This is a genomic window from Adhaeretor mobilis (assembly GCF_007741515.1).
Lineage (GTDB): Bacteria > Planctomycetota > Planctomycetia > Pirellulales > Lacipirellulaceae > Adhaeretor > Adhaeretor mobilis.
In genome coordinates this window covers 1,769,688-1,792,686 of sequence record NZ_CP036263.1, presented here as the reverse complement: position 1 = coordinate 1,792,686, position 22,999 = coordinate 1,769,688, and the positions used below count along the sequence as shown (strand labels likewise).

The window sequence follows — 22,999 nt, the reverse complement described above, 5'->3', positions numbered from 1 at the left end:
AAGAAACTGCCCTTCCGGCTGGATAGGTGCGAACGCCAATTGCCAGGTCGTTCTGGCTAACCTCGCTGAAGAGATTACCATCGACGAATGTAGTTTTGGCCATGCCCAAATTGGAGAAATTCGTCAGTATCATCGACCGCATCATCATTTGCCTGCATGTAGTACTAACGGATATCAGCGTTCTCAAAATCTCCTGCCATCGCTTCCAAGTGGCATTTGAGCCCTACGAAGTCGTTACCATGAGCGACAAGTTGAGCCCCGCGTTGGGTCAAAGCTCTCATCTCTTCAACCGTTGCCATCGGACATCCCCAAGCCTTCTTGTGTTGGGTTGCAGCCACCGCAACGGCCTCAATAGCTTGGGCAACAGACAAGGAAGCGTCCTCATTGCCGAGCCGCAATCCTAGATCGCCTGGGCCGATGAACAACCCATCAACACCACTTACTGCAGCGATGGAATCGATCTGATCAACTGCCTGAGGTGATTCTATTTGTACCAAAAGAAAGGTTTCCTCATTAGCACGTCCGGGATAAGAAGGGCCGCCATGCAACATGAAGTCACTGTCCAAGCCAGCCCCATCGACCCCACGGTTACCTAGTGGAGGAAACTTGATCGCGTCTACAATTTCCCGAGCTTCTTCGCTGGTCGCTACATGGGGAATCATCAAGCCGGCCGCACCGTCTTCCAAGTAACGATAAAGCTGTGTGGGTTGAGTAGTGGGGGGACGGATCAGGCAATCGATATCGTACAAGTGGCAGTATGCCAGTAGGGCCTGTACCTCGCGATAATCAAATGACCGATGCTCCAGGTCGAGCCATATACAGTCAAAACCAAAGTGCGCAGCGTGGCGAATAAAAGAAGGAAGGAAGTGTCCTAGGCCGCAAATCCGTACTACCTTACCAGTTTTCAAACGACTAAGAGTCTTGCTTTCTCTCATATACTTTCTCTCATATACTTTCTCACTCTATGGAGTAACTCAAAAGTTTCAGTTTCGATTGGCTCTCGCAACACTCTCGGCATTGAAAGTGGCCACTATCGATACTTGCGTCCCCGTGTGGAGCATGTGAAGCCTTCTCTTGACGCGTGCCATCGCCGCAGTGGGCATGACCTCTTAATGCGGTCAGTGCTCGATCATAAAGGTCAGCTCCCATGATTACAAGCAGCATCTAGGCTTCGAGGAGGAGCAGCAAATCATCAGAATTGAGTTCGAGGGAATGACACCTGTGGCGATCTTGTTCCGCTCGCTGATCGTTGACTGCGAAGGACGGATACCGTAACTGTCAACCTCTTGAGGGTCGGGGGTAACAGCCGAAAGCAAACTCCTCGTTCGCCGACCTGCTCACCACTCTTGTGTTGGCAATCGATCTCTCCTTAATTGCTTTAGTGGATGTCGCCCGGTCCTAGTCGATCTGCTTGCCTGTGAGGTGCATCAAAGCCGTGAGAACCTACGTTTCGAGCCGCACAACATCACTCACCGAAGCCGCGTGATGCTCCAGATGGCCCTGCTACCCAGGATATGTCGTATCTCGTGATCGATTCACTAGCGGTCGGCATGGTAGACGTCTTCCTAGCCTGTCTCGCGATTATAGTTCGTCCGCCGCAGCAGAGACAGCAGGCCCTGCTTCCTTCCCAGACTTTTTTCGATTTTCTATCTAGAAAGATAGGTCAAGTTGGAGTGTGAGTTCTCGGCTTCAATTCTCTGGCTAGTGGAAAGGGTTGAAGCTGCGTACTCCATGGGCGTCTGACCACCCAGACTCTTGCGCGGCCGAACTTGATTGTAGACGATTATTCAAGCCTCCATGTTCTCGGTCGCAACTGCCAAGTTCAAGAACCAATGCTGTTTCAAGCATTCTTGGCTTACGCAATTGTGGAAGGACACACTGAACTACCAGCGGCCGAATCCGATGGCCGTGGCGTGTCCTTGGGGGGCGGTAAGCGGTAAAACACGGATGATATCACTCTGTTGAAAGCGACCTTCGGTAGCGTTCCCATTGACCGTCCTCAGCCGGCCGCTGATCGGCATCCGCACGTGTGTCTCGACAAAGACTACCGCTCGAAGAACGTTCGCCAGTTCCTCCGCTGAAGCCATTATGAACCTCACCTCAAATGGCGTAGCCAAGAAGTGGTACGGCGGAGGAAGAACTTCTGTTTCAAGGCACGACTCTGGGGCGTCGAACGACCGCACCTTTGGGTCAATTAATTCCTCAGACTTCATGTCCGCTGGGAAAAGAATGCCGCGAACTACCTCGCCATGTTACAATTCACCTTCGCCTGGACCACTCCCAGCATGGGTGGGGTTCTAGGGTGGACTCCAGGTATACCAAGGCAAATTCCGTAGCGATGCTGGAATGGATGCTGTGGACGAAAAACTGCTCGGTAAGCTACTCATTGAGCAGGAGGCGACTCCTCTGCCTAGCGGGCTGGAGAGTCTCTTAGTCCGAACGCCGTGGAGATATGAGACAATCGAACATTCGACCTTTAACGACCGATTGCGTCCAAAAGAAAATGCAGTCACATGGATTTCTGCGTAGTTTATAAAACAGGGCGAGTTACACACTTCATTCACTTCTGTAGTAGGAAAAGAGCATGGAAAAATTGCAGCAAACAACACTCATTCTAGTTTGTGTCGCGTTATTTTCGCTTGTGAGTTGCTGTAGCGCACAGGCTCAGACGTCGACCTCTCCGGAGCGCGAAGAGCGAATGGAGTGGTGGCGAGAGGCACGGTTTGGGATGTTTGTGCACTGGGGACTCTATTCAGGCTTGGCCGGAACCTGGGAGAACAAGCCGGTTGGGGAAGAAGGTGGGATGGAGTGGTTACAGTTTCGCGTTCGCGCGGACACCGACACCTATGCTGAACGCGCGATGCCGCTGTTTAAACCCACGCCGGGTTTTGCGCAGTCTTGGGCAAAACTCGCCAAGCAGGCAGGCTGTCGGTATCTCGTGTTTACGACCAAGCATCACGATGGCTTTGCGTTGCATGATTCTGCGGTCACTGAATTCGATGCGGGGTCAGTGCTCAATCGCGATTTAGTTCGGGAGATTGTCGACGCGTGTCGGGCAGAAGGCTTGCGAGTCGGGTTCTATCACTCAGTGATCGATTGGCATCATGACCAGTATTGCTACCTCGAATCGAAACAGCTACCTCATCCCGGGAATTCGAAACCCTATCCGAACGGCGAACGTGATCACGGAAGGTACGTCGAGTATCTGCACGAGCAGGTTGACGAGCTGGTCAGCAATTACGGCCCGGTGGATATCCTCTGGTGGGATTACAGTGGAGTCGATTTTCAGGGCGATGAAGCATGGAGAGCCTTCGACCTGATGGCCAACGTCCGCGACAAGCAGCCGCAGGTGATCATGAACAACCGACTGTTTCGCATTCCAGAAGCGGGCTGGAAAGGTCAGGGCATGCAGGCCAGCATTCCGCAACTCGACTCACAATATGGCGATTTCATTACGCCTGAACAACACGTCCCAGAGAACGGACTGCCCGGCGTCGATTGGGAAACCTGCATGACAATGAACACGACCTGGGGATACAGCCGTTACGATGCTCAGTGGAAATCTCCCGAAAAGCTGATTCGTACGTTGATCGATATCGCCAGCAAAGGCGGCAACTATTTGCTCAACATCGGTCCCTTGGGCGACGGTTCGGTGCCCGCGGAGAGTGTTGAGCGGCTCGCAGCGATGGGCCGCTGGATGGATGTCAATGGTGAATCGATTTACGGTTCGACGGCTAGCCCGATTGGTAAGCCCTCTTGGGGATGCGTCACCCAAAACACGAAGACCAACTCGCTTTACTTACACGTCTTCAACTGGCCGAGTGACGGCAAACTTACCGTCGAGGGAATTCCTGGGGCAGTTGCCAAGGCGACTCTACTCAGCAATAGCGTAGAAATCCCTGCATCTCAATCCGGAGCAGATGTCGTTCTCGAACTGCCGAAAGCCGCCCCTGATGCAATCGCCACAGTCATTCGCTTGCAGCTAGACGGCTCCGCGGATTAGCGAAAGCAACGTGAGTATCACCAACCAGTTCTCAGCATATTCATGGGAAACTGCTCGATCAAGTTGAAAGCAGCTCGCACGAGTGAAAGCAACTGCCCAGCAAGAATCGCAGGCAGGCGAGAAGTCCACCGGTGTGCCGATGGTTGTTGGTCACGGGTTTGGGAAGGAGATCGTCGACATCGGATCGAACATATCGGACGTTCACCGTTGAGATGTCGTTAGTGGGGAAGGCAAATGTAGTCCGCTGTAGGTTGCTCTTAGGGTAGCTGGAGTCGCCAGCTTTCAGCGCGTTCAAGTGAAGCTGAAGTCTGGCGACTCTAGTTATGCGTATTATGGATTGCAGCATATTGCTAACGACGTTCTGGCAGCAGTCGATCGGCAAAGGTGAGGTAGGCTCGCCAATCGAACGCCTGCACGTCGTGCCCGCCTGGGCGAATATGATAATTGAGTCGACCGGTGGACATCGTGGTTCCAGCCATAGGCATCTTGTCAGCCGGAAGTCCGGCTACGCCTAGCAGTTCGTAGACTGGGCTGGCATGAAGGCAGGCAAGAAATTCACCGCGTGGGTCTGCCCAGCGATCTCCTTGAGCGCTTGCGACGTAGACGGGACGCGGCGCGCAAAGGGCGATGAGTTCGTGCTGATCTACCGGCAGTGCCGATTCATTCTCGTTGTACTTGTTGAAGTTGTCGCAGAACCAATGGGGAAACTGACGATTGATTAGTCCGACGGTTTCACCAAAGGCCCGACTCGACAGCGCGGCTCCGCCGCAGCCTGAATCATTCGAAATAATCATCGCAAATTTCGGGTCAATAGCGCCCGCCCAAAGCGCCGTCTTGCCCAGTCGCGAATGCCCGAAGACAATCATGCGTTCGGAATCGATTTCAGCAAGCAATTTAGGGTTTTCTCCGATCGCTTGGCGTATCTTACTTAGTCCCCAAGCCCAAGCGGCAATCGATCCCCACTCGTCCGCCGCCGGAGCAGTTTGACCTTCTGAATAGAAGTAGGAATGTGCACCGTCGGTAAAATCATGGCGGTCGGGATCAATGTCTCCATAGTAGGCTGTCACGAGCCCGTACCCGCGCCCGATAATCTCTTCAACGTCCCACCTAGTGGACCGAACTCCGCGGGCGGCTTCGGTGACTCGCCCATCAACGACGCCGTCTACCTTGTTGCCTATCCAGTTCTTGTTGAGCAAGATTTCGGGATCGGCATGTACTGACTGATTGCCGAAAAAATTCAGCGCAAGGAAGCAAGGAGCCGGATGGTCGGTCAATGGCAGGTAGGTGAGAACGCCAATGCGAAACAGCGGCTTACCATTTCTGAGCGGCGCCACTTCAAATTGAATGCGACGAGCCTTGCCCTGCAACGCGTCGTCCGTCTGTTCGACGACACGCACCTCAACATCGCACGTGGTCGCTTCAGCCGGAATGCGTCCGTAGACTTGATCTTCGAAGAGGTTGAGGATTTCCCGCCGTCGCGATTTCCATTCGGAGACGTCGGAAAGTTTCTTGCCGCTGTTGTCGATCAGTGGATCAGGTAGGGTATATGATGGCGCCTTCGCTTCGTCATAATTGGCGGAGGGTTTGTCAGCAAATACAGTTTGCGACAACGTCGTCGAAGCGAGTATTGCGGAAATACTGATGCAAAAAGCACGGCTGACTAGATGTTCCATAAATAGTTTCTTGGGTAGAAATAGAAGCATGCACCACATCATTGATTGAGCGTTCGCCTGTTGAATTTCGGGGCGGCGTTCTCGTTTCGTTTGACATCTAACAATTTTACGGCTGTGGTGCGCTGATGTCATCCCCCTAACCGGTGTACCAATACGACATGTCACGCGAGTCTGACTCACCTGCGGAACCATATGCCAAAGAGGTTGCGAAAACCGAGTGATCAGTTTGGTCAGGATGAGCAAACCAAGAAGAATTAGCCAGCGAAGTGCCTGGCAGGAACTGTAGCCGCGACCAAATCGTTATAGCGGAGGAGTGATTTGCCTGAACCTCCGTGAGGTGAGTAGGCAGATGGCCACCAGTCCCGCGAGCAACATGATAGTTGACGGTTCGGAATGACGAAAACGACATGGAGACTAGGCTCAGCCTCCCACGCAGCTAACAACCCACCACCCCTCGTGTGAAGTCATCGAAGTCAGCTTACGTCAAGTAAAGGATCACCTACGTCGATATCAACACGTTCCTGTTAAGCCTCTATTCATCACTGATATGCGTCGGCATGGGACGGTGTGCAGAAGCTTCGCGATCAAGTTATATTTTGCGATCATTGACGTTCCTTCTGTGCTCAGATAGACCCCATATCGCTAGTGTAAGTGGATCGTCCTGATAGACTACGTATAATTCAAATCCCTATCCGTTTACCTACCAAAACACGATCGCAATGAAATATATACCCATACTATTTCTGCTTCTCTCCTCTGTGATTGCGTCACAAGGGAAGGCTGAAATCCCGCTCGAAAACCCAAAGACAACATCTAACAGTACGAATTCCCAAGAAGATACCAATGAAAACGAGGGATCAGAAGGAAATGTATCCCCACAGGATGCCGTGAAATTCAAAGCGGCAGGATTGGTTCGCTACAGTGATTTCGGAGCCAAAGGCGACGGTGAAACTGATGACATAGACGCGATCGCTGCGACCCATGCCTACGCTAACCAGCATGGCCTTTTGGTGAGAGCCGATGATGAGTCCACATACTACATTGGTGGTAAGGCACGCACCGCGATCATTATGACCGACACCGACTTCGGCACGGCGGCCTTCGTCATTGACGATACCAAAGTCGAAAATCACAAAGCTTCTGTTTTCATGGTCAGATCCAGTTTGCAACCGCTCAAGCTGGAGGGGATAACGTCCCTCAAGCGAAATCAGGAAAAAATTGACGTCCCCCTACCAGGCCCCTGCCTGATCACCGTCACCAATTCCAAGAAAAGACGCTATATACGCTATGGCCTGAACCAAACCAATGGGACTCCGCAAACAGATATCTTCGTCGTCGATAAGAACGGTAATTTGGATAGGGATGCTCCAATCATCTGGGACTTCGATCAGATCACGGGAATCACCGCGCTTCCCATTGACGAGCGGACGCTGACAATTACCGGAGGGCGCTTCACCACAATCGCAAATAGAGCTGAATCGAAGTACGACTATTACAGCCGAAATATCGCGATCATGCGTTCCAATGTCGTAGTGGACCACTTGGAACATCGCGTCACCGGCGAACGAGACCATGGCGCGCCCTATGGCGGCTTTATAAGTATACGTGACTGCTCTACCGTAACCGTAAAGAACACGGTCCTGAGCGGACACAAAACATATCGCACTATTGGGCCTGCTGGGAAACCCGTCGGTATGGGGACTTACGATATTCAGGTCACCCGCGCCCTGAATGTATCATTCGTGAACTGCAGCCAGACAAACGACATAAACGACCGCACATTCTGGGGAATCATGGGTTCCAACTACTGCAAAAACCTTCTTTATGACAATTGCACCTTATCCCGGTTCGACGCACACATGGGAGTTGCCAACGCAACCATCCGCAACTCGACCCTGGGGTACATGGGAATCAGTGCCATAGGCACGGGGGTCTTAACCGTGGAGGAATCCACTCTCTACGGCAGGACCTTTGTCAATCTTCGCAGCGATTATGGCAGCACGTGGCAGGGAGAAGTTGTTATCCGCAACTGCACTTTCGTCGTGCCCGCCGCAAGTAGCACGACGAGCGCTAGCCTGATCGGCGGCTCCAATTCCGGTCAGCATGACTTCGGCTATACCTGCTATATGCCTGAACGGATAACCATCAAAAACCTTCGTATCGATGACTCTAATCATACCGAAGATTACCGGGGCCCCGTCATTTTTAGTGATTTCAATCCTCAGATGACCGACGATTTCTACCATGAAACATTTCCCCACGTCAGAACGAAGGAAGTCATTCTCAGAAATGTGACCACTGCCAGCGGCAAGGACCTGAGACGTAGTGACAACCCATTCTTATTCAATGATGTGAAGATAGACAGCGATTGACAGGGTGTAACGTCCTAATTGTTGCGCACTTCAATGGGCGGCCCCTGCTTGGTAGGAATTGCTTTTTGAGAGAGTTCAATATGGACCAAGCGAAGGAGGCTGCCACGATGAAAAGTGAAACCTGAGACGTAATCGCAGTCGATCAGTCGAAGGTTCGCGGTCATGTCGATGAGGTGGTTCGGACGAGCGTTGAAGTGACGCTCAATTGCCAGCGTCGGTTGTACCGAGATTCGGTGGCGATCGGTAAACCTCTAAAGTTGAGATAGTCGGGCATGCACGTGAAGATTCGATGCGTAGTCTAACCGCATCTCCCGTTACCAGAGGCAGTCGCAGGATTCGCCTGACGCCAATCGTATTTCCAGAGCCCACTTCCTGCCACTTCCCAGCTACCCGGACATCAATACTAAACTTCTCAATGCGCTGACCCAACGAGATAAATTCCTGCATGCGAATTCGGTCAAAGGGGATTGCCTTGCCTAATTCCACCGTCAACTCAGCTTCAGTGACCTCATCATCGGTGGCCCAATAAGTCTCTCGGTCTCCGTCAGTAATCTGTTGCGGTCCGAAAGCCTCATCATTGCCACGAGTATTGCTTGCTGTAGCCCGCTTGTCTCTGGCAAGATCGTCATCAAACGTAAGCTGAATAACCTCGTGAAATTTGGTTAGCCTTTGTTCGTCGATTTCGTGAATGAGCCCGCGCCGGTCGGGCGGGATATTGAGCAATAAGTTACTGCCCTGTCCGATACTGCTGTAGTAAATTTCCAGTAGTTCCTCAACCGTTTTTACCTTGTCGTCCTCCTGCTTTAGGTAAAACCAGCTCGGTCTTATGGAGACATCGACTTCAGACGGAACCCAGTGTGTTCCGTCACGATCACCATGGGTAAGGCGATCTCCGTACGTGCCACCTGGGTACATGCCATCGAGACGCATCGTTGCCCAGTTCGTGCTAGAGCCGTGACCCGTTTCATTCCCAACCCAGCGGCACCCTGGTCCCGCGTCGCTGAAGATGACCACCTGCGGCTGCAGCTTCAAAGCAAGGGCGTTCGTCTCAGGCCACTTGTAGTAGGATTCACGATCAATTCGACGCTCCTCGTTGGCTCCTCCATAGTATCCAGATCCCCCATTAGCGCCGTCGAACCAGAGTTCGGCAATATCTCCGTAGTTGGTCAACAGTTCCCGAAGCTGATTGCGATAGTAGTCGATGTACTCCGGCTTACCGTAGTCCGCGTGATTGCGGTCCCAGGGGGATAAGTACACTCCGAACTTTAATCCAGCCTCTTCACATGCCTTCGAGAGCTCCCTAACAATATCCCCTTTACCATCCCTGTAGGGAGAATGCTTGATCGAATGCTCGGTATACTTGCTTGGCCATAGGCAGAAGCCATCATGATGTTTGGTGGTAAGGATGAGGCCCTTCATACCGGCAGATTTCGCAACACGAGTCCACTGTGATACGTCAAGCTCGCTGGGTGTAAATACAGCGGGGGATTCATCTCCCGCTCCCCACTGCCTGTCTGTAAAAGTATTAACGGTGAAGTGCAAAAAACCGTAGTACTCCAACTGATGCCATTTTAACTGTTCTTTCGAAGGCAGTGGGCCAAATGGCGCTGGAGGTTCGGCAGCAAACGCAGAAGCCGAGGGGGTAGCGATTAGAGCAATTGTAAGGAGGCAGTTGGATGCAATCTGATTAAGGATGGCAGGCAGGCGACCAGCAATTGTGCATTGAAGATTCATGAATAATTCTCTGAGAATTTTCTGTTGATTTGACTTGGTTCTTCACTAAGGAAGCGACCTTCCGTTCGTTGAGGTGCCCCCCCCATCAGTAGGAAGGTAGATGGGGTCGCTGTGGTACCACCGGTTGTGGCAGTTGGGCAATAACCTTCAAGATTCGCACTCTCAGTCTTGCTTCTTCCTTGTTTGCATGTGATCGTGTTGCGACTAGTTTAATTTGAGCGACCAGAGGAAACGCCAACGAAGATCCTCGCGGATATCGCAATAGCTGTCACGTACGATGAAATGCAATATCTCATCAACAACCGAGGGAAGGTCCGACTTCAAGACTGGCGCAGTCCCGCTCGCCGTCGAAAAAACAAAGGCAAGGCAAGCAATAAATGGACCGCAGGTTCCGGCACCACAGTGACTAGGCTGCTACCCGAGGGCATGGCGTAGTTTGATTGCCAGTCGCTCAAGTCGTCGGAACTCAGCGGGCTAGGGGAATCCCCTCGCTGCCAAGTGAGAAAATCCGCCCCGTCGACCATGCCGTCACTATTGAAATCGCCGGAAAGTAATGCGGTGGTGGAAAGCGACGCGGCACTCAGTGAAATATTGTCATACTGCACCGTGTCGTTAGCAAGGAATCTAATTGGCAAGCCGTCGGTGGCATTGAGCATGTCCAAAACTGGTGACCATTCGCCGAGAGAACCACCTTGTAGCCCAACACGAGCTCGGAAAGTATCGGTATCGGAGTCCAAGTCAACTTCGACGGTATACCAAGTGTCATCAAGCAATTCATTTGCCGGCAAGAGCATCTCGGAAGTCGTCCCATCCAAGATTATTCCATTTAATGCGGGGTCTTCATGGTTCTGACGCGCAGTCACTAGGAAGGTAACTCCACTCCCTGTGCTCACCTGGGAACGCTCTGGGAATGAGAGAGTGTCTACCAGCTTAAAGTCGTAGGAAAGCGTCTGGCGTTGATCTTGCAGAATCGGTTCTTGCCAATACAAGGTGGTGTTTTGGTTTTTGGGGTCAACCAATTTTAACGCGTTACTGCCGTCTGAAGAGATGACACTGTGATTGCCAACCTGCGAGAACAAGACACCCGCCTCATCCAATGACCAGCCGTCGGCCGTCGTCAGTTCGGAGCCGTTCGAATGACCTTGGAATGTCTCTGGGTTCGAAGTAGCGTTATGAAAGGGTGTAGGTGCAACTGTCAAAATTTGGTCCACGCCTGACACATCTACAGACTGCGTGGCGCCGTTTGGCCAAGTAATTTGCATATTCAACAAACCGGTGTAGTCGCCGAGTCCAAAGTGAAGAGTTTGATCATTCTGGTTCCCTTCACCCACAGCCCCTTCGACCTGCCGTGTGATTATCTTGTCGCCGAGAGCAATACGTACTTGAGCGCCGATTGCCGTAGCGTCGAAAAGGGGAGCACCGAGCAATCGCACTTTAAGAAAGTTATTTTCACCACCCGTATTACGATAAAGCTTGCCGTCAGTTACAAGATCGAGATAACCATCGTTGTCGTAGTCAGCAAATGCAGCTTGGTACGTTGAAATGGAACCTGACTTGGGCAGTCCCCACTCGGTGGTTACATCCACAAAATTGAAATTTCCATCGTTTCGATACAAGGTCGGAAAGTTGGCCACTCCGCCGCTGGCGATGGGGTACACAGTGGTGAGATAGAGATCAAGATCGCCATCGTTGTCGAAGTCTCCTACGGTGGGAGAAGCATACGACTCTTGATAAGATACTCCCCCGGTACCCTTGTCCGTGAATGTGAAATCGGCGTCCGGACCATTGTTCTTGAGAAACCTTGACTGGGGTTGGCCGGGATGAGAGAAATTGCCGGCAAACAAATCAATCAGACCGTCGTTGTCGAAATCTCCCCAAGCGGATCCAATCGAATGTCCGCCGTAGTAGCCGGGCGATGTGGCTAGAGCATTTTTTGCGCTAGCAACATCTACGAAAGTCCCGCTACCGTCGTTGCGATAAAGGGCATTTGGCTCGATTCGATAATTGGATACATAGATGTCTAGATCGTTGTCCTGATCCCAATCGGCTGTGGCCACTCCACGAGCCGGACGAGGGCGGCCAGGAGTTGTCCGGGAATCAATGCCTTGCTCCCACGTCTGGGAGAACGTGCCGTTTTGGTTATTCGTGTATATCACATCGGAATAGTAAGCGCTGGGAAAGTTCTCGTAGCCACCTACATAGAGATCTAAGTACTTGTCGCCATTGAAATCTCCCCAAGTTGCTCCGCGCGAGTTTGGAGGCATGTCGGGCAGAGGTGCCGCAGGGGCGAAACTCTCCCCATTCATGTTGTGCCACACAACGCCGCCGCTGCCTCCCACCGCAGCGTATTGGAATAAATCCAAGAGACCGTCGTTGTTGTAATCACCCCAAATTGAATCACCACCCGTAGACTGGACAATGTGAAACGTGCCGTTCCTATTGTTCCGTAACAAAGTACCGCCTACGCTAACATCAACCCAACCATCATTGTCATAATCAGCCCAAGCAGCCTTGGCATTCTTCAACGTACCCCCGCTAGCAGGAACCGCGGGGAGTGTCACATTGACGAACTCCCCGGCCAGGCAGGTATTGCAGCAGCCTGCGATGACAAGCCACACAGCTATTCGGCTTAGTGCGCAACTGCAGCTTATCCCGCACAGCATCTGTACCCCGCTCTTGAGAACTCCGCGGATCTCACAATGGATAGTATCGCAATAAGTCACTTTTATCTCCTTTTACAAATCTATTGGCATTCGTATCGATGTTGAAGTTGTCTGCACACGCCGTCACACATATTGTGGCACCTTCGGTTGATTGCGACGCGCGGATTGAAGCTAGTACCGTCGCTTGTTGGAGATTCTGATTTCGCCAATCTGCCCGAAGAAGTTTCCGAAGCCGCGGAAATTGAAATCTCCCCCGTAGCGGGAATAGCCCCTCAGCCGGCTGCTGACACTGAATTGCGCATCGTGCTGGCGGTTATTAATTAGCTTTCTTCCGTCAGGGCTCTCCATCTGCCAGATTAGCCTCCCGTCCAGAAATAGCTGATGCAAGTCCTCCGCATAGCTGTATTGCCAAGCAACATGATGCCATTCGGTGTCTCGAATCCCTGCCTGTTCCGGACTGCCAACGATAGCATCGGGACGTTTCCAAGGATGTAGATCCATCAGCGCCTCGTCAGGCTCGGCGCCGAGGAAGTGGACTCCAGGCGCCATGCTCCCGTCGGCCGAATCGTGGTCCGACAAATAGAGTTCCCAGACACCGCGTTTAGAGTTGTCGTACGTACCGCAGATGTGGCCATAGTCGAATGGCTGGTGGTTTGTGTCCACCTTCTCACCGTACGCACAGATCGGCCCAGCTCGTCGAACCCAAGCTTCCACGGTCCACTCTTCTTGACAAGTCTTCAAGTCAAGTTTTGGGATGCCTTTTCCTTTAGTCGCCCAGCCATGCTCTCCGCGACCGTTGTCCATCGGGAATACTCCCTTTCTCCCCGGCCATGAAACTCGCTTGTCACCTCCCATATTTGTCCATGTCAGGGTCAGTTCATCATCGCCCATGACATCTCGGATGAGTTTTCCGTTCGGACCCTGCCAGTCGTAGAGAACGACGGTGTTTTCGTCCGCCTCGATCACGTGAAGTTCCCGCGGGAGCACCGAGAGTTTCAACTCGCATCGATCCTGTAGCCCGTTAGCGTCGGTAACTTGGATTACAAGCCGTGAGAAACCTTTCTCTGTAGGAACGCCTTCCAATTGGCCCGTACTACTGCTGAACGCAACGCCACGAGGCAAATCTCCAGAAATAACTTTCCATTGCGTCGGAGCAGCCATATTTGACGTCTTCATCGCGACTTGATAGGGCAAGCCGACAAACGCAACAGGTAGCGATTCGGTAACCATTTGGCCACGTACCACCGAAAGCGAGAAAGTGTACTTATCGGTTTGCCCAGCTTCGTCAGTCGCTCCGATTGTGAGAGACCGATCTGCAACTGTTTCCTGTGGATCGCCTTGGATAATGCCTTGGATAATGCCTTGCTTCTTGTCGAGCTCAAGGCCTTCGGGCAGCTTCCCGTCCAACAACTCCCAGACAACCGCGCCATGTTGCGCCTCGGTTTCCAGTTTAGCCAAGTAAGGAATATTGAGCCAAGCTTTAGGTAGCTTCTGGTGGATGATGGCCAGTTCCTGAGCCATTGGATAACGCAGTATTTTCGATATCCGCAGTTCGTCGATTTCGCCTTCGAAATTCCCCGATTTTATGAAAAAAGGTGGGTCCTGAGAGTGGATCCATCCGCCAACCACGAACGGTAAGCAGGTGTTCTCAAAGTCATTCACAATGATTCGAGGGGACTTAAGATCTTCATAGAGGGATACTCTACCGACAAGTGATCCATCGAGAAAAAAGCTATTCACTTGATCGCTGTGGCGAAACTGCCACGCCACGTGGTGCCATTCGTGGTCGGTAACTTGGCGTTCCTTAACTTTGTTTGGCCAGTTTTCAGGGAAGAGAAAGATACTGGTATCTCTATTTCCCGCTGTTTTAGATCTTCCGATAAATCTTCCTGCTGGGAGCAAACCGTCCTTGAGATTGCCGACGCCACCTTTACCCACATTAAAGAAAAATGTCCAACCCCCACGTGCGCATCCCGGAAGCCCGAAACCTTCGTCGTCGGTGCTGCAGATACTAGCGTACGTTCGTCCCCCTGCTTCCTGACCTCCTGGGCCGGTGTAACGGATCCAGGCCTCAATCGTCCAGGCTTTGGTGCACGTTCTCAGATCGAGCTTATCGTTGTTTGTTGGTCCTACTCGAAGATCGCCATCGTCCGCTCTACGTGCGAAGCGGGCCGTGGTTCCGAAACCAGGATGCGAGCCCCACGCAGCCGTCTTGTGGGCATGCAGCGTTAAAGCCTCGTCGCCGCAGGCGTCGAGAGCTTCGTCGCCTTTGCCCTCGTCGAAATGGTAGAGCACGACGGTATCTGGATCTGGCGAAAACGGTTTTTTCCAGTCCGATCCTTCTCCGCCTTGGACATGGCTCGGTACTCCAAGGAAGAGAATGCACAAGATCCCATGCGTAGTCGCCACTGCATTAATTCTGCTATGTTCAAGGCGAGGCACTGGTCTAGTCTCTTTCGGTTTTGTGATTTGTAGAGAGGGCTAGTCGTGGAGGGGTGTCCGTTTCTTCCCCGTAATACTTTCTGAGCACACCAATAGATCACCAAGGCCGCTAAAAACGCTAACGGCTTGAAAATGGTGTCTTCCTAAATCTCTTCGCACATCTCATCAGCGTGAGTTAGAGGCTGAAGTCGGCTTTGTTTTCGCCTTCCTCAACGCTCTTAGTTAACCCACTAGTTTCAAGGTCCTGGAACTTCTCGGGGATGTTGAGTTTCACGAACTTGCCTCCAGGCGGCGGTGGCCAGTTATGAACGGCCACGGTGTACTCTCCGACTTGAAGCGAAGGAATATGGTAGTTGCCCGAACTGTCGAGCTCGGCGCTCGATCCGGTCCCGATCTTCTCATTAACAAACGTGACGACCCCGGCCTTGAGCGGTTGCTCTTCGTAGGTCACTGTTCCTGAGATCGAGCCCATCGGTGGTCCCTGGGGTCCGCACCCTCCACACACGCAAGCAACAAGTCCGAGAAACACCTGCACTCTTGTACTCAGCATGATTTATTTCCTACCGAACTTGTCCTAGTGTTTGTGAGGCCCCCGAGGACCGATTAGGGTAAGTTGTCCACTAAGCCATCGTCCACCGTACATAGCTGGAGCAAGGTCTCCAGCTCCATGCCATCATTGAGCGTTTGAACGCTGCCATCCGCATACGCTACTTGTACAATGCCCGGGTGGTTCGAATTGAGCACGGTGTTGTTTCTATAGGCAGCGTCGCTGGATCCAATGACGGCCGTGGGAGCGTTGAGCGCCCACCGGACGGTGGTTAAGCCATGGTGATATTGGCCTGAGCTCAGGTTTTCCACCGTGGAGTCTTTAAAGGCACCGCCCCAGCCGCCAGCGTAGTTGTTGCGGACGTGATGCTTGACCATCGAACCGTTGTCGAGAACTGCGATCATGCCTGACTGCTCAGAGACCAAGATCGCGTTGGAGGTCCCATCGGTGATACTCCGCATGGCCCTACTTTCGTTCACGAGCAACGCGCCGTTGTTACAAATCGGCCCATAGTTTGCATTGGCACAGACTTCTCTACGTTGTGCCGGATCGCGATAGGCGCCCGCAATCCCCACGTAGTCGTGTTTCTGAGCCCCATCACTTTTGCTGGATCCAAAATCGCCATCGAGCAATGGATCTGCCCCACTGGAGGGACAATTGTAGGCTGAGACTACCTTGTTCTCGAGCACCTCATTGCCGAACCAGTCGGGAGTAAATACCGCGCGTTCGAAGTCGAGATCGAGTTGATCGTAGAGGGCTCCTTGTTCCAAAAACGGAAGGATAAACGTTTTCCAGTTTGTGCCCGTCCGAACCGGGTTGTGACTCGAGGAAAGAGCCGGACCGGACTGCACGCCTTTGGGGAACTCGCCGTGCGAGCTGTCGTGATTCTGCAGGGCGAGGCCGATTTGCTTGAGATTGTTCGCACATTGCATGCGTCGCGCCGCTTCACGCGCTGCTTGCACAGCGGGTAGCAACAGCCCCACGAGCACCCCGATGATTGCAATCACCACCAAGAGTTCAACCAGTGTGAAACCTTGTCGAGGCCGAGAGAAGCAAGCAATGTGCTGCTCGGGACGGCTGGTTTTTCTTCGATCTCGAACAGGCAGGTTTACGTAGTGGCTGTTACGTCTTGGAATCATCGTTGGTCTCCTGTTTGCGAAAAGCAAGGCAACCCAAACCTGTGAGAATCATTAATACGAAACCGGACGGTTCCGGCACGGTCATTGCGCCGGCAGACGCACCTGCTGCAAAACCATAGTTGGTTTCCCAGCTCAACATGCTCGGATCATCGCCCAGGTCTCGTTGCCAAGCCAGAAAGTCGGCACCATCGACATCGTCATCGTCGTCGAAGTCGCCAGGGACAAACTCCGAACCCGGGGCCGTTGTAAACTGGACGCTGTTCCAGTAACCGGCGCCGTCTGAACCGGTGGCCCAATTTCCCCAGACAAGTTGATCTCCGTAATCGACCGTGTTGCCGATGTCAAAATCGCTGATCACCTTCGTATCGTCGATATACAGATCCGCGAGCGTAGTCATCGGCTGCGAGCGCACTTCATACGTGTGGTAGCCGCTGCCACTGATGGGGATCTCGTCCGAGACATTTGCAAGGCCGGCGCCACCCTTTAATTGGGCGATCGGATTGCCGTTGCTGTCTGTCGAGAGAAACAATATCGCCCAGTGATCGGCTTCATCTAGTCTGACGGCGAACCCTGGCGCGGGAGCCAGCGCTTCGTCATAACCGTTGGCTATTAAATCGTCGACTCGCACATTTGCCCGCATTGACCAGCCGCCGGTAGCAATATCGGCCAGGGCTTGAGCATCCAGTGACGCGGTCCCAAAGTAGCCTGCTTTGCCGCTGCCAGAGGAATTCTGAACTTCCCAAGCGTCGAGTCCGGAGCCCATGTCATCGATGACTGGTGCTTCGGTTGCCCCCGCATCGATCGTGCTAAGCCATCCTTCCAAGAATGGATCATTTGCACCGGTATGGCATAAGAGGCCACCGCACGGGGGCGGGCCAGGCAGGACACCCGGATCGTGGACACTCAAGATCGAGGTGGCTATCTGCCCGGCCATTAGGGTGGAACCGGCCGTATTGTAGTGGATATTGCCCGGTGTCGCTTGATAAGTCTCCTGAACGGGCTCAAGTAACCCGTGCAGATCGTTGATCGGAATATCGTACTCGCTCATGACCTGCGCGGCCACGGCGTTGTAGGCCAGGACATCGTTGACGGGGAACAACGGATCGACCCCCGGGGTGGTGTTGGCCCATACCAAATCGGCACCGCTGGCCACCATCTGGGGTACTAGGGATCGAAGATTCGATTCGTAATCCTCGATGGGAATCGCATTAACGCCCGGGTGATTCACGTTCTGAGTGTAGAGGTCGTGCAGTCCCCAGTTAAAGTGGATCACGTCCCAGGGACCATCGTCGAGCCAATCTTGCATATAGACCGTGGCACGATCGGTGTCGCCGGAACCAGGGTCAGGTTGAAATAGTACGAACTGGCCCGCCAACTCTATTTGAGATCGGTGGAAGTACCCCTGCATAATCGAGTCGCCGATCATCAGCACTCTCGGCAAGGTTTGAGCTTGGGTAGTTCGAATGGTTCCGGACACAAGAACCAGGCTCAACGTGATCAGGCCAATAAAACGTACGCTTCTCGATATCAGCATCAGTTTCCCCGAATGAAAGTGTCTACTCGTGTTCCTAATCGCATCACTCCATCAAACAGCGCACTGCGGCATGCCGAGAAACGGCGCCACCTCGAGAAAGGTGACGCCTGTTTCTCTTGCTATGCACCTACGATTGATCGCTCGCAAAGCATAACTAGGCTGTGCAATGCCGCCTCGCAAGAAGAATCAGCTCTTGAGACGGCGTCTGCGCTCGAGAGCCAGTGACACGGCTCCTAATAGTAGAATCGCCGACCCTGAAGGCTCCGGAACCGCAGCCGGGGACGTCTCAAACTCGAGACTGTTCCAGTAGCCGGCGCCGTCAGAGCCAGTGGCCCAATTCCCCCAGATGAATTGATTCGGGAAAGTAGCCGTGTTATTGATGTCGAAATCGCTGATCACTTTCGTGCCGTCGATATACAAATCCGCGAGCGAGGTCATCGGCTGCGTTCGCAAGTCATAGGTATGGTACCCGCTGCCGCTGGTGGTGATTATATCCGACACATTCCCAAGGCCGGTGCCACCCTTCAATCGGGCGGTCGGATTGCCGCTGCTGTCAGTCGACATCTCCAATAACACCCAGTGCCCGATTGCACCCAGCCTCATGACGAATCCTGGGGCGGGCGCCAGCGCTTCGTCATAACCATTTGCTGTCGTGTCATCGACCCGCAAATTGGCTCGCACCGACCAACCACCGGTAGCAATATCGGCCTCTACTGCAGGGGTCACTGCTGCATGTCCAAAGTAGCCTACTTTGCCAGTGCCGGAGGAATTCTTAACTTCCCATGCGTCGAATCCGGAACCCATGTCATCGATGACTGGTGCCACGGTTGCCCCAGCTTCGACAGTTGGAGCCCACCCTTCCGTCGCTGGATCATTCGCTCCGGAATGGCTCAAGATCAAGGTACCCCACGCGGTTGACGTCACCGCAAGCATTGCCACGGGCAGCAACAGCAGCCCTATCGTTCGTTTAAGTTTCATCACTAGCTCCCCTTTTAACTAAAGAATCGGAATAGAGAAATCGATCAGTTGCCCACCTTGGCCTGCCCCCAGATTTGTTGCAGTGTCTATAGAAGTACGGGTTGGGTACGCGACGGCGAAGTCTTTGGGGGCTGGCATTCCAGCACGAGACTTCACTTGAGCGACCCAGCAAAAGGCTAAAAAGGCTTAAGTCATCCGATGATAGTGTCGTATTTAATCCGATGAGTTTCAGCCCACTGGCCGTATCGGGTAGTATGGTAGGGTGTTTTCTACCAGTCAACAGTTTTGCCGCAAAAAAAGGAATTAAGAGAGTGGCAATGCTTTCGCAATTCCTCGGCACGTCTCGGCCTTATTCGCGAAGATAGGCAATTTCTCCCATTCAGCCTCACTCAGCGCCGCAGAATCGACTCCTATTATCCGATGAGCTTGGCGTGATGGACAAGAATTGGGAATTCGCGTTGAATCATCTCAGTGGCGATTCTATCTCGCAATCGGTGGAGATATCGCTCCACGTGAGGTGTTGCAACCCGCTATGAAATTGAGGGGTGCTTGCGAGGAGCAAGGCAGCCCAGCCCAGTGAGAATCAATAATACGAAGCTCGACGGTTCCGGCACGGCCGATGCAGCGACGCTCAGCCCTACCCCAGAACCATAGTTGGTTTGCCAGGTCGACAGACTCGACTCATCGCCCAGATCTCGTTGCCAAACCAGGAAGTCGGCTCCGTCGACGTCGTCATCGTCGTCGAAATCGCCGGGCACAACGGGGTCAATGATCACAGCAGGAGCCGTCTCAAGCTCGAGGCTGTTCCAGTAACCGGCACCGGACAGACCGGTGGCCCAATTCCCCCAGACAAATTGATCTGGAAAGCTGACTGTGTTTTCGATGTCAAAATCGCTGATTACCTTCGAGCCGTCGATATACAAGTCCGCGAGCGTGGTCATCGGCTGCGATCGCAAGTCATAGGTGTGGTAGCCGCTACCGCTGATGTTGATCTCGTCCGACACATTCTGAAGTCCGGTGCCGCCCTTCAATTGGGCGATCGGATTGCCGCTGCTGTCAGTCGTTAGCTGTAAGAGCACCCAGTGATCGGCTTCATCAAGCCTCATGATGAACCCCGGAGCAGGAGCCAGCAGTTCGTCAAAGCCATTTGCTGTTGTGTCGTCGATGCGCAAATTGGCTCGCACCGACCAGCCTCCAGTAGCAATATCGGCCAGCGCTGTAGCATCCAGCGCCACAGTCCCAAAGTAGCCTGCTTTACCGGTGCCGGAGGAATTCTTGACTTCCCAGGCGTCGAATCCGGAACCCATGTCATCGATGACTGGTCCCGCTGTTGCCCCCGCATCGATGATTTCATCCCATCCTTCAAAAAAAGGATCGTCCGCCCCAGAATGACTTAATATCACGGCACTCCACGCGGTTGACGTAACCGCAAGCAATGCCACGGGCACTAACATAAGCCCCATCGTTCGTGCAGGTTTCATCACTAGCTCCCATTCAGTTAAAGCAGCAAATTCGGGAATTGATCATCTACTCACCTTGGCCTGTCTCCCCAAGATTTGTTCCACTGTTTCGTGAGTACGGGGCGGATAAACGGCAACGAACTCTTCGGAGTTGGAATTCCAGTAGAAGGCTTCTGTTATCCGATGATATTGAATCATTTAATCCGATGAGTGTCGGCCGACTGGCCGCAATTGGTAGTATGTAAGGGTGTTTCAAACTAGTCAACCGTTTTGCCGCAACAAATACGCACCTGGAAGCAGCACTTATTCCGCGAAGTTTAGGTGGGTTTCGTCCGATGTCGCGACTCCATCCGCTGATTGTGTAGTGCTTGATCTTTCAATTTGCCGCCGCAGGTTGCCTTCAATGGAACCATGGTCGTTTCCATCGAACTTCGACGAATAGTGTTCATCTCTATTTTTGAGGCTGTGACTCCGAATTTGCAAAACGAAAAGCGTAGAGTTTCGTGCCATATTGCAACTCGAATCGCAGGCGAACCGGCTGGCCAGCCAGACTCGATACATCTGAGTTTTCGTTCCAGGCGATTGTCTGACTGGTGGAATTCGCCGTGTGAATCCGGTCGCAGTCTTCCAGAGCGAAGCCCGGCAACGGATTGCCGCTGGCATCTTGGATTTCAACCCGCGCCAGGCCAATCGCTGAAGTTTCGATATTCAACTGCAACGTTTTGCCATCGAACTTGAGTGGCGGCGTGGTGAATTCTCCGCCTGCGTAATCAGCTTCGACACAAGTAAAGCCATCTTTCCTCAGTACCACCCGGCTGAGAGTCGCTTTCTTCATCGCTTCCTTCTCGCCGGTATGTGGATCGTCAATGCCGATATAGTACATCCAGATTTCATCGCCTACGATGTGCATCCCGCGGGACATGTACATCGTTAGCGCGTCGAAGCTTCCGGGCTTCCCTTGTGGGATCCACGGCTTACGGTCGTAGCGATTCCATTTGATACCATCGCGACTAGCGTCCAGCTCGATGTCTTCTACGCCGCAATTGTAAGTACCGGTTTTGGCGCCTCTCTGGAAAGGCGACATGTCAATCGGAAGGTACCAATCTTCATAGGAACGATAGCGACAGTTGAACAGAAAGTAAGCGTCCTGTGCATTTGGGTACTGCACGACTTGTGGACAATAAAAGTCCATCACCTTGACCCCGCCGAAATTTGGATCCTGATCATCAGGTTCCAAAACAACTTCAGGCATCGGGAACTTTGTCGGATCATCACTCACCGCGCGTCCGATGGTTCGGCGTGAGTATTTATTTTCTCCGCCGTATCGTTGCTTTCCAAGCTTGCCATAGTAGGGAATCCGCTCAGGAGGGCACTCGAACACTTTATTAATTCGTACGTAGGCAACGTACTTGTTGATCCGTGTGTCGTAGAAACAGACATTATGACTGTCCATACCGCGTGGGTAGCAAGCTTTAGCTGGAAAGATATTCTCACCGTGCTTCTTCCAGTGGATACCATCGCTGGAAGCCCGCAATGAGTTTTTCATACCATCGAAAAGTTTGTAGCGTTCTTCCGGCGGAGCCTTGGGATCGGCAAAGACGGTGGCACCGGTGAAAACAGCGCCGAGTATGTCATCCGACTCAGGTTTGACACTTCCCCCCACACGCCGCCAGTTGATCCCATCCTTGGTCAACGCACTGTACCAGCGATAGTTCTCGTCCGGTTTAATAATTGAAGAGTATCCTCCCAAACTACCCGTGAGGCATTTTTCGTTTGTTTTGATCGGACGACAGACCTCAATACGCACGTTCTTAGTTGCATCGAGAAAACGACCGTCAATAAAAATCTGGTTGCGATCGCCGATTTCAATTTGTTCAGCAGAATTAGCTGCCGTCGTCCCGCTAGCGCTCAGGAGCGCTGTAACGAGAATCAAGGGTATATTTCTGGGGAGGATTTTAGCAGTTATCATTTTGTTACCGGTTTCCAAAAGTAAAGGCGTTTGAACATGTCCCAGTTGGGTTGAGTCTGGGACCACTCCAGACTGAAATACATCCCATCAGCGGGAGTTAGAGGCTGAAGTCGGCTTTGTTTTCGCCTTCCTCAACGCTCTTAGTTAACCCACTAGTTTCAAGGTCCTGGAACTTATGCGGGATGTTGAGTTTCACGAACTTGCCTCCAGGCGGCGGTGGCCAGTTATGAACGGCCACGGTGTACTCTCCGACTTGAAGCGAAGGAATATGGTAGTTGCCCGAACTGTCGAGCTCGGCGCTCGATCCGGTCCCGATCTTCTCATTAACAAACGTGACGACCCCGGCCTTGAGCGGTTGCTCTTCGTAGGTCACTGTTCCTGAGATCGAGCCCATCGGTGGTCCCTGGGGTCCGCACCCTCCACACACGCAAGCAACAAGTCCGAGAAACACCTGCACTCTTGTACTCAGCATGATTTATTTCCTA

16 protein-coding genes and 1 pseudogene are annotated in these 22,999 nt (G+C 52.8%); 3 read left to right on the top strand and 14 right to left on the bottom strand.

What is annotated here, in order from left to right; genetic code table 11:
* Nucleotides 1-164 precede the first annotated feature (164 nt).
* On the bottom strand, nucleotides 165-935 hold the full coding sequence (locus tag HG15A2_RS07045; protein ID WP_145059169.1) for an HpcH/HpaI aldolase family protein: 771 nt from the start codon (nucleotides 933-935) through the stop codon (nucleotides 165-167).
* Nucleotides 936-1,883: 948 nt separating this feature from the next.
* Complete coding sequence (locus HG15A2_RS07040; RefSeq protein WP_145059167.1) at nucleotides 1,884-2,087, bottom strand: hypothetical protein; 204 nt, start codon at nucleotides 2,085-2,087, stop codon at nucleotides 1,884-1,886.
* A gap of 497 nt (nucleotides 2,088-2,584) precedes the next feature.
* Between HG15A2_RS07040 and HG15A2_RS07035 the strand changes: the two genes are divergently transcribed.
* On the top strand, nucleotides 2,585-4,003 hold the full coding sequence (locus tag HG15A2_RS07035; protein WP_145059165.1) for an alpha-L-fucosidase: 1,419 nt from the start codon (nucleotides 2,585-2,587) through the stop codon (nucleotides 4,001-4,003).
* Between the two features lie 82 nt (nucleotides 4,004-4,085).
* Entirely contained in the window at nucleotides 4,086-4,214 is a 129-nt protein-coding gene (locus HG15A2_RS24790; RefSeq protein ID WP_261342156.1) for a hypothetical protein, read from the top strand.
* Nucleotides 4,215-4,353: 139 nt separating this feature from the next.
* Here HG15A2_RS24790 and HG15A2_RS07030 read toward each other — a convergent pair whose 3' ends face one another.
* Together HG15A2_RS07030 and HG15A2_RS25065 are read right to left on the bottom strand one after the other, a co-directional pair.
* The gene (locus HG15A2_RS07030) at nucleotides 4,354-5,676 is read right to left on the bottom strand and encodes a glucuronyl esterase domain-containing protein (RefSeq protein WP_246117902.1); all 1,323 of its coding nucleotides are present in this window, start codon (nucleotides 5,674-5,676) and stop codon (nucleotides 4,354-4,356) included.
* A 300-nt stretch (nucleotides 5,677-5,976) separates the two neighbouring features.
* Nucleotides 5,977-6,063: pseudogene (locus HG15A2_RS25065) on the bottom strand (hypothetical protein); the annotation flags it as partial.
* Nucleotides 6,064-6,395: 332 nt separating this feature from the next.
* On the opposite strand from HG15A2_RS25065, the gene HG15A2_RS07020 reads away from it, so the two are divergent.
* Complete coding sequence (locus HG15A2_RS07020; protein ID WP_145059164.1) at nucleotides 6,396-8,048, top strand: hypothetical protein; 1,653 nt, start codon at nucleotides 6,396-6,398, stop codon at nucleotides 8,046-8,048.
* Nucleotides 8,049-8,249: 201 nt separating this feature from the next.
* Here the strand turns inward: HG15A2_RS07020 and HG15A2_RS07015 are convergent, their stop codons facing one another.
* The 10 genes from HG15A2_RS07015 to HG15A2_RS06970 form a co-directional block, all read right to left on the bottom strand.
* Nucleotides 8,250-9,782, bottom strand: a complete 1,533-nt coding sequence (locus HG15A2_RS07015; protein ID WP_145059162.1) for an alpha-L-fucosidase — start codon at nucleotides 9,780-9,782, stop codon at nucleotides 8,250-8,252.
* Between the two features lie 320 nt (nucleotides 9,783-10,102).
* Complete coding sequence (locus HG15A2_RS07010; protein WP_218932376.1) at nucleotides 10,103-12,400, bottom strand: CRTAC1 family protein; 2,298 nt, start codon at nucleotides 12,398-12,400, stop codon at nucleotides 10,103-10,105.
* Nucleotides 12,401-12,616: 216 nt separating this feature from the next.
* The gene (locus tag HG15A2_RS07005; RefSeq protein ID WP_145059158.1) at nucleotides 12,617-14,887 is read right to left on the bottom strand and encodes a putative Ig domain-containing protein; all 2,271 of its coding nucleotides are present in this window, start codon (nucleotides 14,885-14,887) and stop codon (nucleotides 12,617-12,619) included.
* A 175-nt stretch (nucleotides 14,888-15,062) separates the two neighbouring features.
* Nucleotides 15,063-15,437: a carboxypeptidase-like regulatory domain-containing protein gene (locus tag HG15A2_RS07000; protein ID WP_145059156.1), complete on the bottom strand. Its 375-nt coding sequence runs from the start codon at nucleotides 15,435-15,437 to the stop codon at nucleotides 15,063-15,065.
* Between the two features lie 53 nt (nucleotides 15,438-15,490).
* The gene (locus HG15A2_RS06995; protein WP_145059154.1) at nucleotides 15,491-16,573 is read right to left on the bottom strand and encodes a DUF1559 domain-containing protein; all 1,083 of its coding nucleotides are present in this window, start codon (nucleotides 16,571-16,573) and stop codon (nucleotides 15,491-15,493) included.
* Nucleotides 16,557-18,107 (bottom strand): SGNH/GDSL hydrolase family protein, encoded by a 1,551-nt coding sequence (locus HG15A2_RS06990; protein ID WP_145059152.1) that lies wholly within the window; start codon nucleotides 18,105-18,107, stop codon nucleotides 16,557-16,559. Before HG15A2_RS06990 ends, HG15A2_RS06995 begins: the two co-directional genes overlap by 17 nt.
* A 186-nt stretch (nucleotides 18,108-18,293) precedes the next feature.
* Complete coding sequence (locus tag HG15A2_RS06985; protein WP_145059150.1) at nucleotides 18,294-19,085, bottom strand: hypothetical protein; 792 nt, start codon at nucleotides 19,083-19,085, stop codon at nucleotides 18,294-18,296.
* A 530-nt stretch (nucleotides 19,086-19,615) separates the two neighbouring features.
* Nucleotides 19,616-20,566, bottom strand: coding sequence for a hypothetical protein (locus HG15A2_RS06980; RefSeq protein WP_145059148.1), 951 nt, complete (start codon nucleotides 20,564-20,566; stop codon nucleotides 19,616-19,618).
* Nucleotides 20,567-20,996: 430 nt separating this feature from the next.
* Nucleotides 20,997-22,532: a glycoside hydrolase family protein gene (locus tag HG15A2_RS06975; RefSeq protein WP_145059146.1), complete on the bottom strand. Its 1,536-nt coding sequence runs from the start codon at nucleotides 22,530-22,532 to the stop codon at nucleotides 20,997-20,999.
* 79 nt (nucleotides 22,533-22,611) lie between these two features.
* On the bottom strand, nucleotides 22,612-22,986 hold the full coding sequence (locus tag HG15A2_RS06970) for a carboxypeptidase-like regulatory domain-containing protein (RefSeq protein ID WP_145059144.1): 375 nt from the start codon (nucleotides 22,984-22,986) through the stop codon (nucleotides 22,612-22,614).
* Nucleotides 22,987-22,999 lie beyond the last annotated feature (13 nt).

Bases quoted from the DNA above. Each gene is read 5' to 3' on its own strand.
- HG15A2_RS07045 (WP_145059169.1), bottom strand. From the start codon at position 935: ATGAGAGAAAGCAAGACTCTTAGTCGTTTGAAAACTGGTAAGGTAGTA.
- HG15A2_RS07040 (WP_145059167.1), bottom strand. From the start codon at position 2,087: ATGGCTTCAGCGGAGGAACTGGCGAACGTTCTTCGAGCGGTAGTCTTT.
- HG15A2_RS07035 (WP_145059165.1), top strand. From the start codon at position 2,585: ATGGAAAAATTGCAGCAAACAACACTCATTCTAGTTTGTGTCGCGTTA.
- HG15A2_RS07030 (WP_246117902.1), bottom strand. From the start codon at position 5,676: ATGGAACATCTAGTCAGCCGTGCTTTTTGCATCAGTATTTCCGCAATA.
- HG15A2_RS07020 (WP_145059164.1), top strand. From the start codon at position 6,396: ATGAAATATATACCCATACTATTTCTGCTTCTCTCCTCTGTGATTGCG.
- HG15A2_RS07015 (WP_145059162.1), bottom strand. From the start codon at position 9,782: ATGAATCTTCAATGCACAATTGCTGGTCGCCTGCCTGCCATCCTTAAT.
- HG15A2_RS07000 (WP_145059156.1), bottom strand. From the start codon at position 15,437: ATGCTGAGTACAAGAGTGCAGGTGTTTCTCGGACTTGTTGCTTGCGTG.
- HG15A2_RS06995 (WP_145059154.1), bottom strand. From the start codon at position 16,573: ATGATTCCAAGACGTAACAGCCACTACGTAAACCTGCCTGTTCGAGAT.
- HG15A2_RS06990 (WP_145059152.1), bottom strand. From the start codon at position 18,107: ATGCTGATATCGAGAAGCGTACGTTTTATTGGCCTGATCACGTTGAGC.
- HG15A2_RS06985 (WP_145059150.1), bottom strand. From the start codon at position 19,085: ATGAAACTTAAACGAACGATAGGGCTGCTGTTGCTGCCCGTGGCAATG.
- HG15A2_RS06980 (WP_145059148.1), bottom strand. From the start codon at position 20,566: ATGAAACCTGCACGAACGATGGGGCTTATGTTAGTGCCCGTGGCATTG.
- HG15A2_RS06970 (WP_145059144.1), bottom strand. From the start codon at position 22,986: ATGCTGAGTACAAGAGTGCAGGTGTTTCTCGGACTTGTTGCTTGCGTG.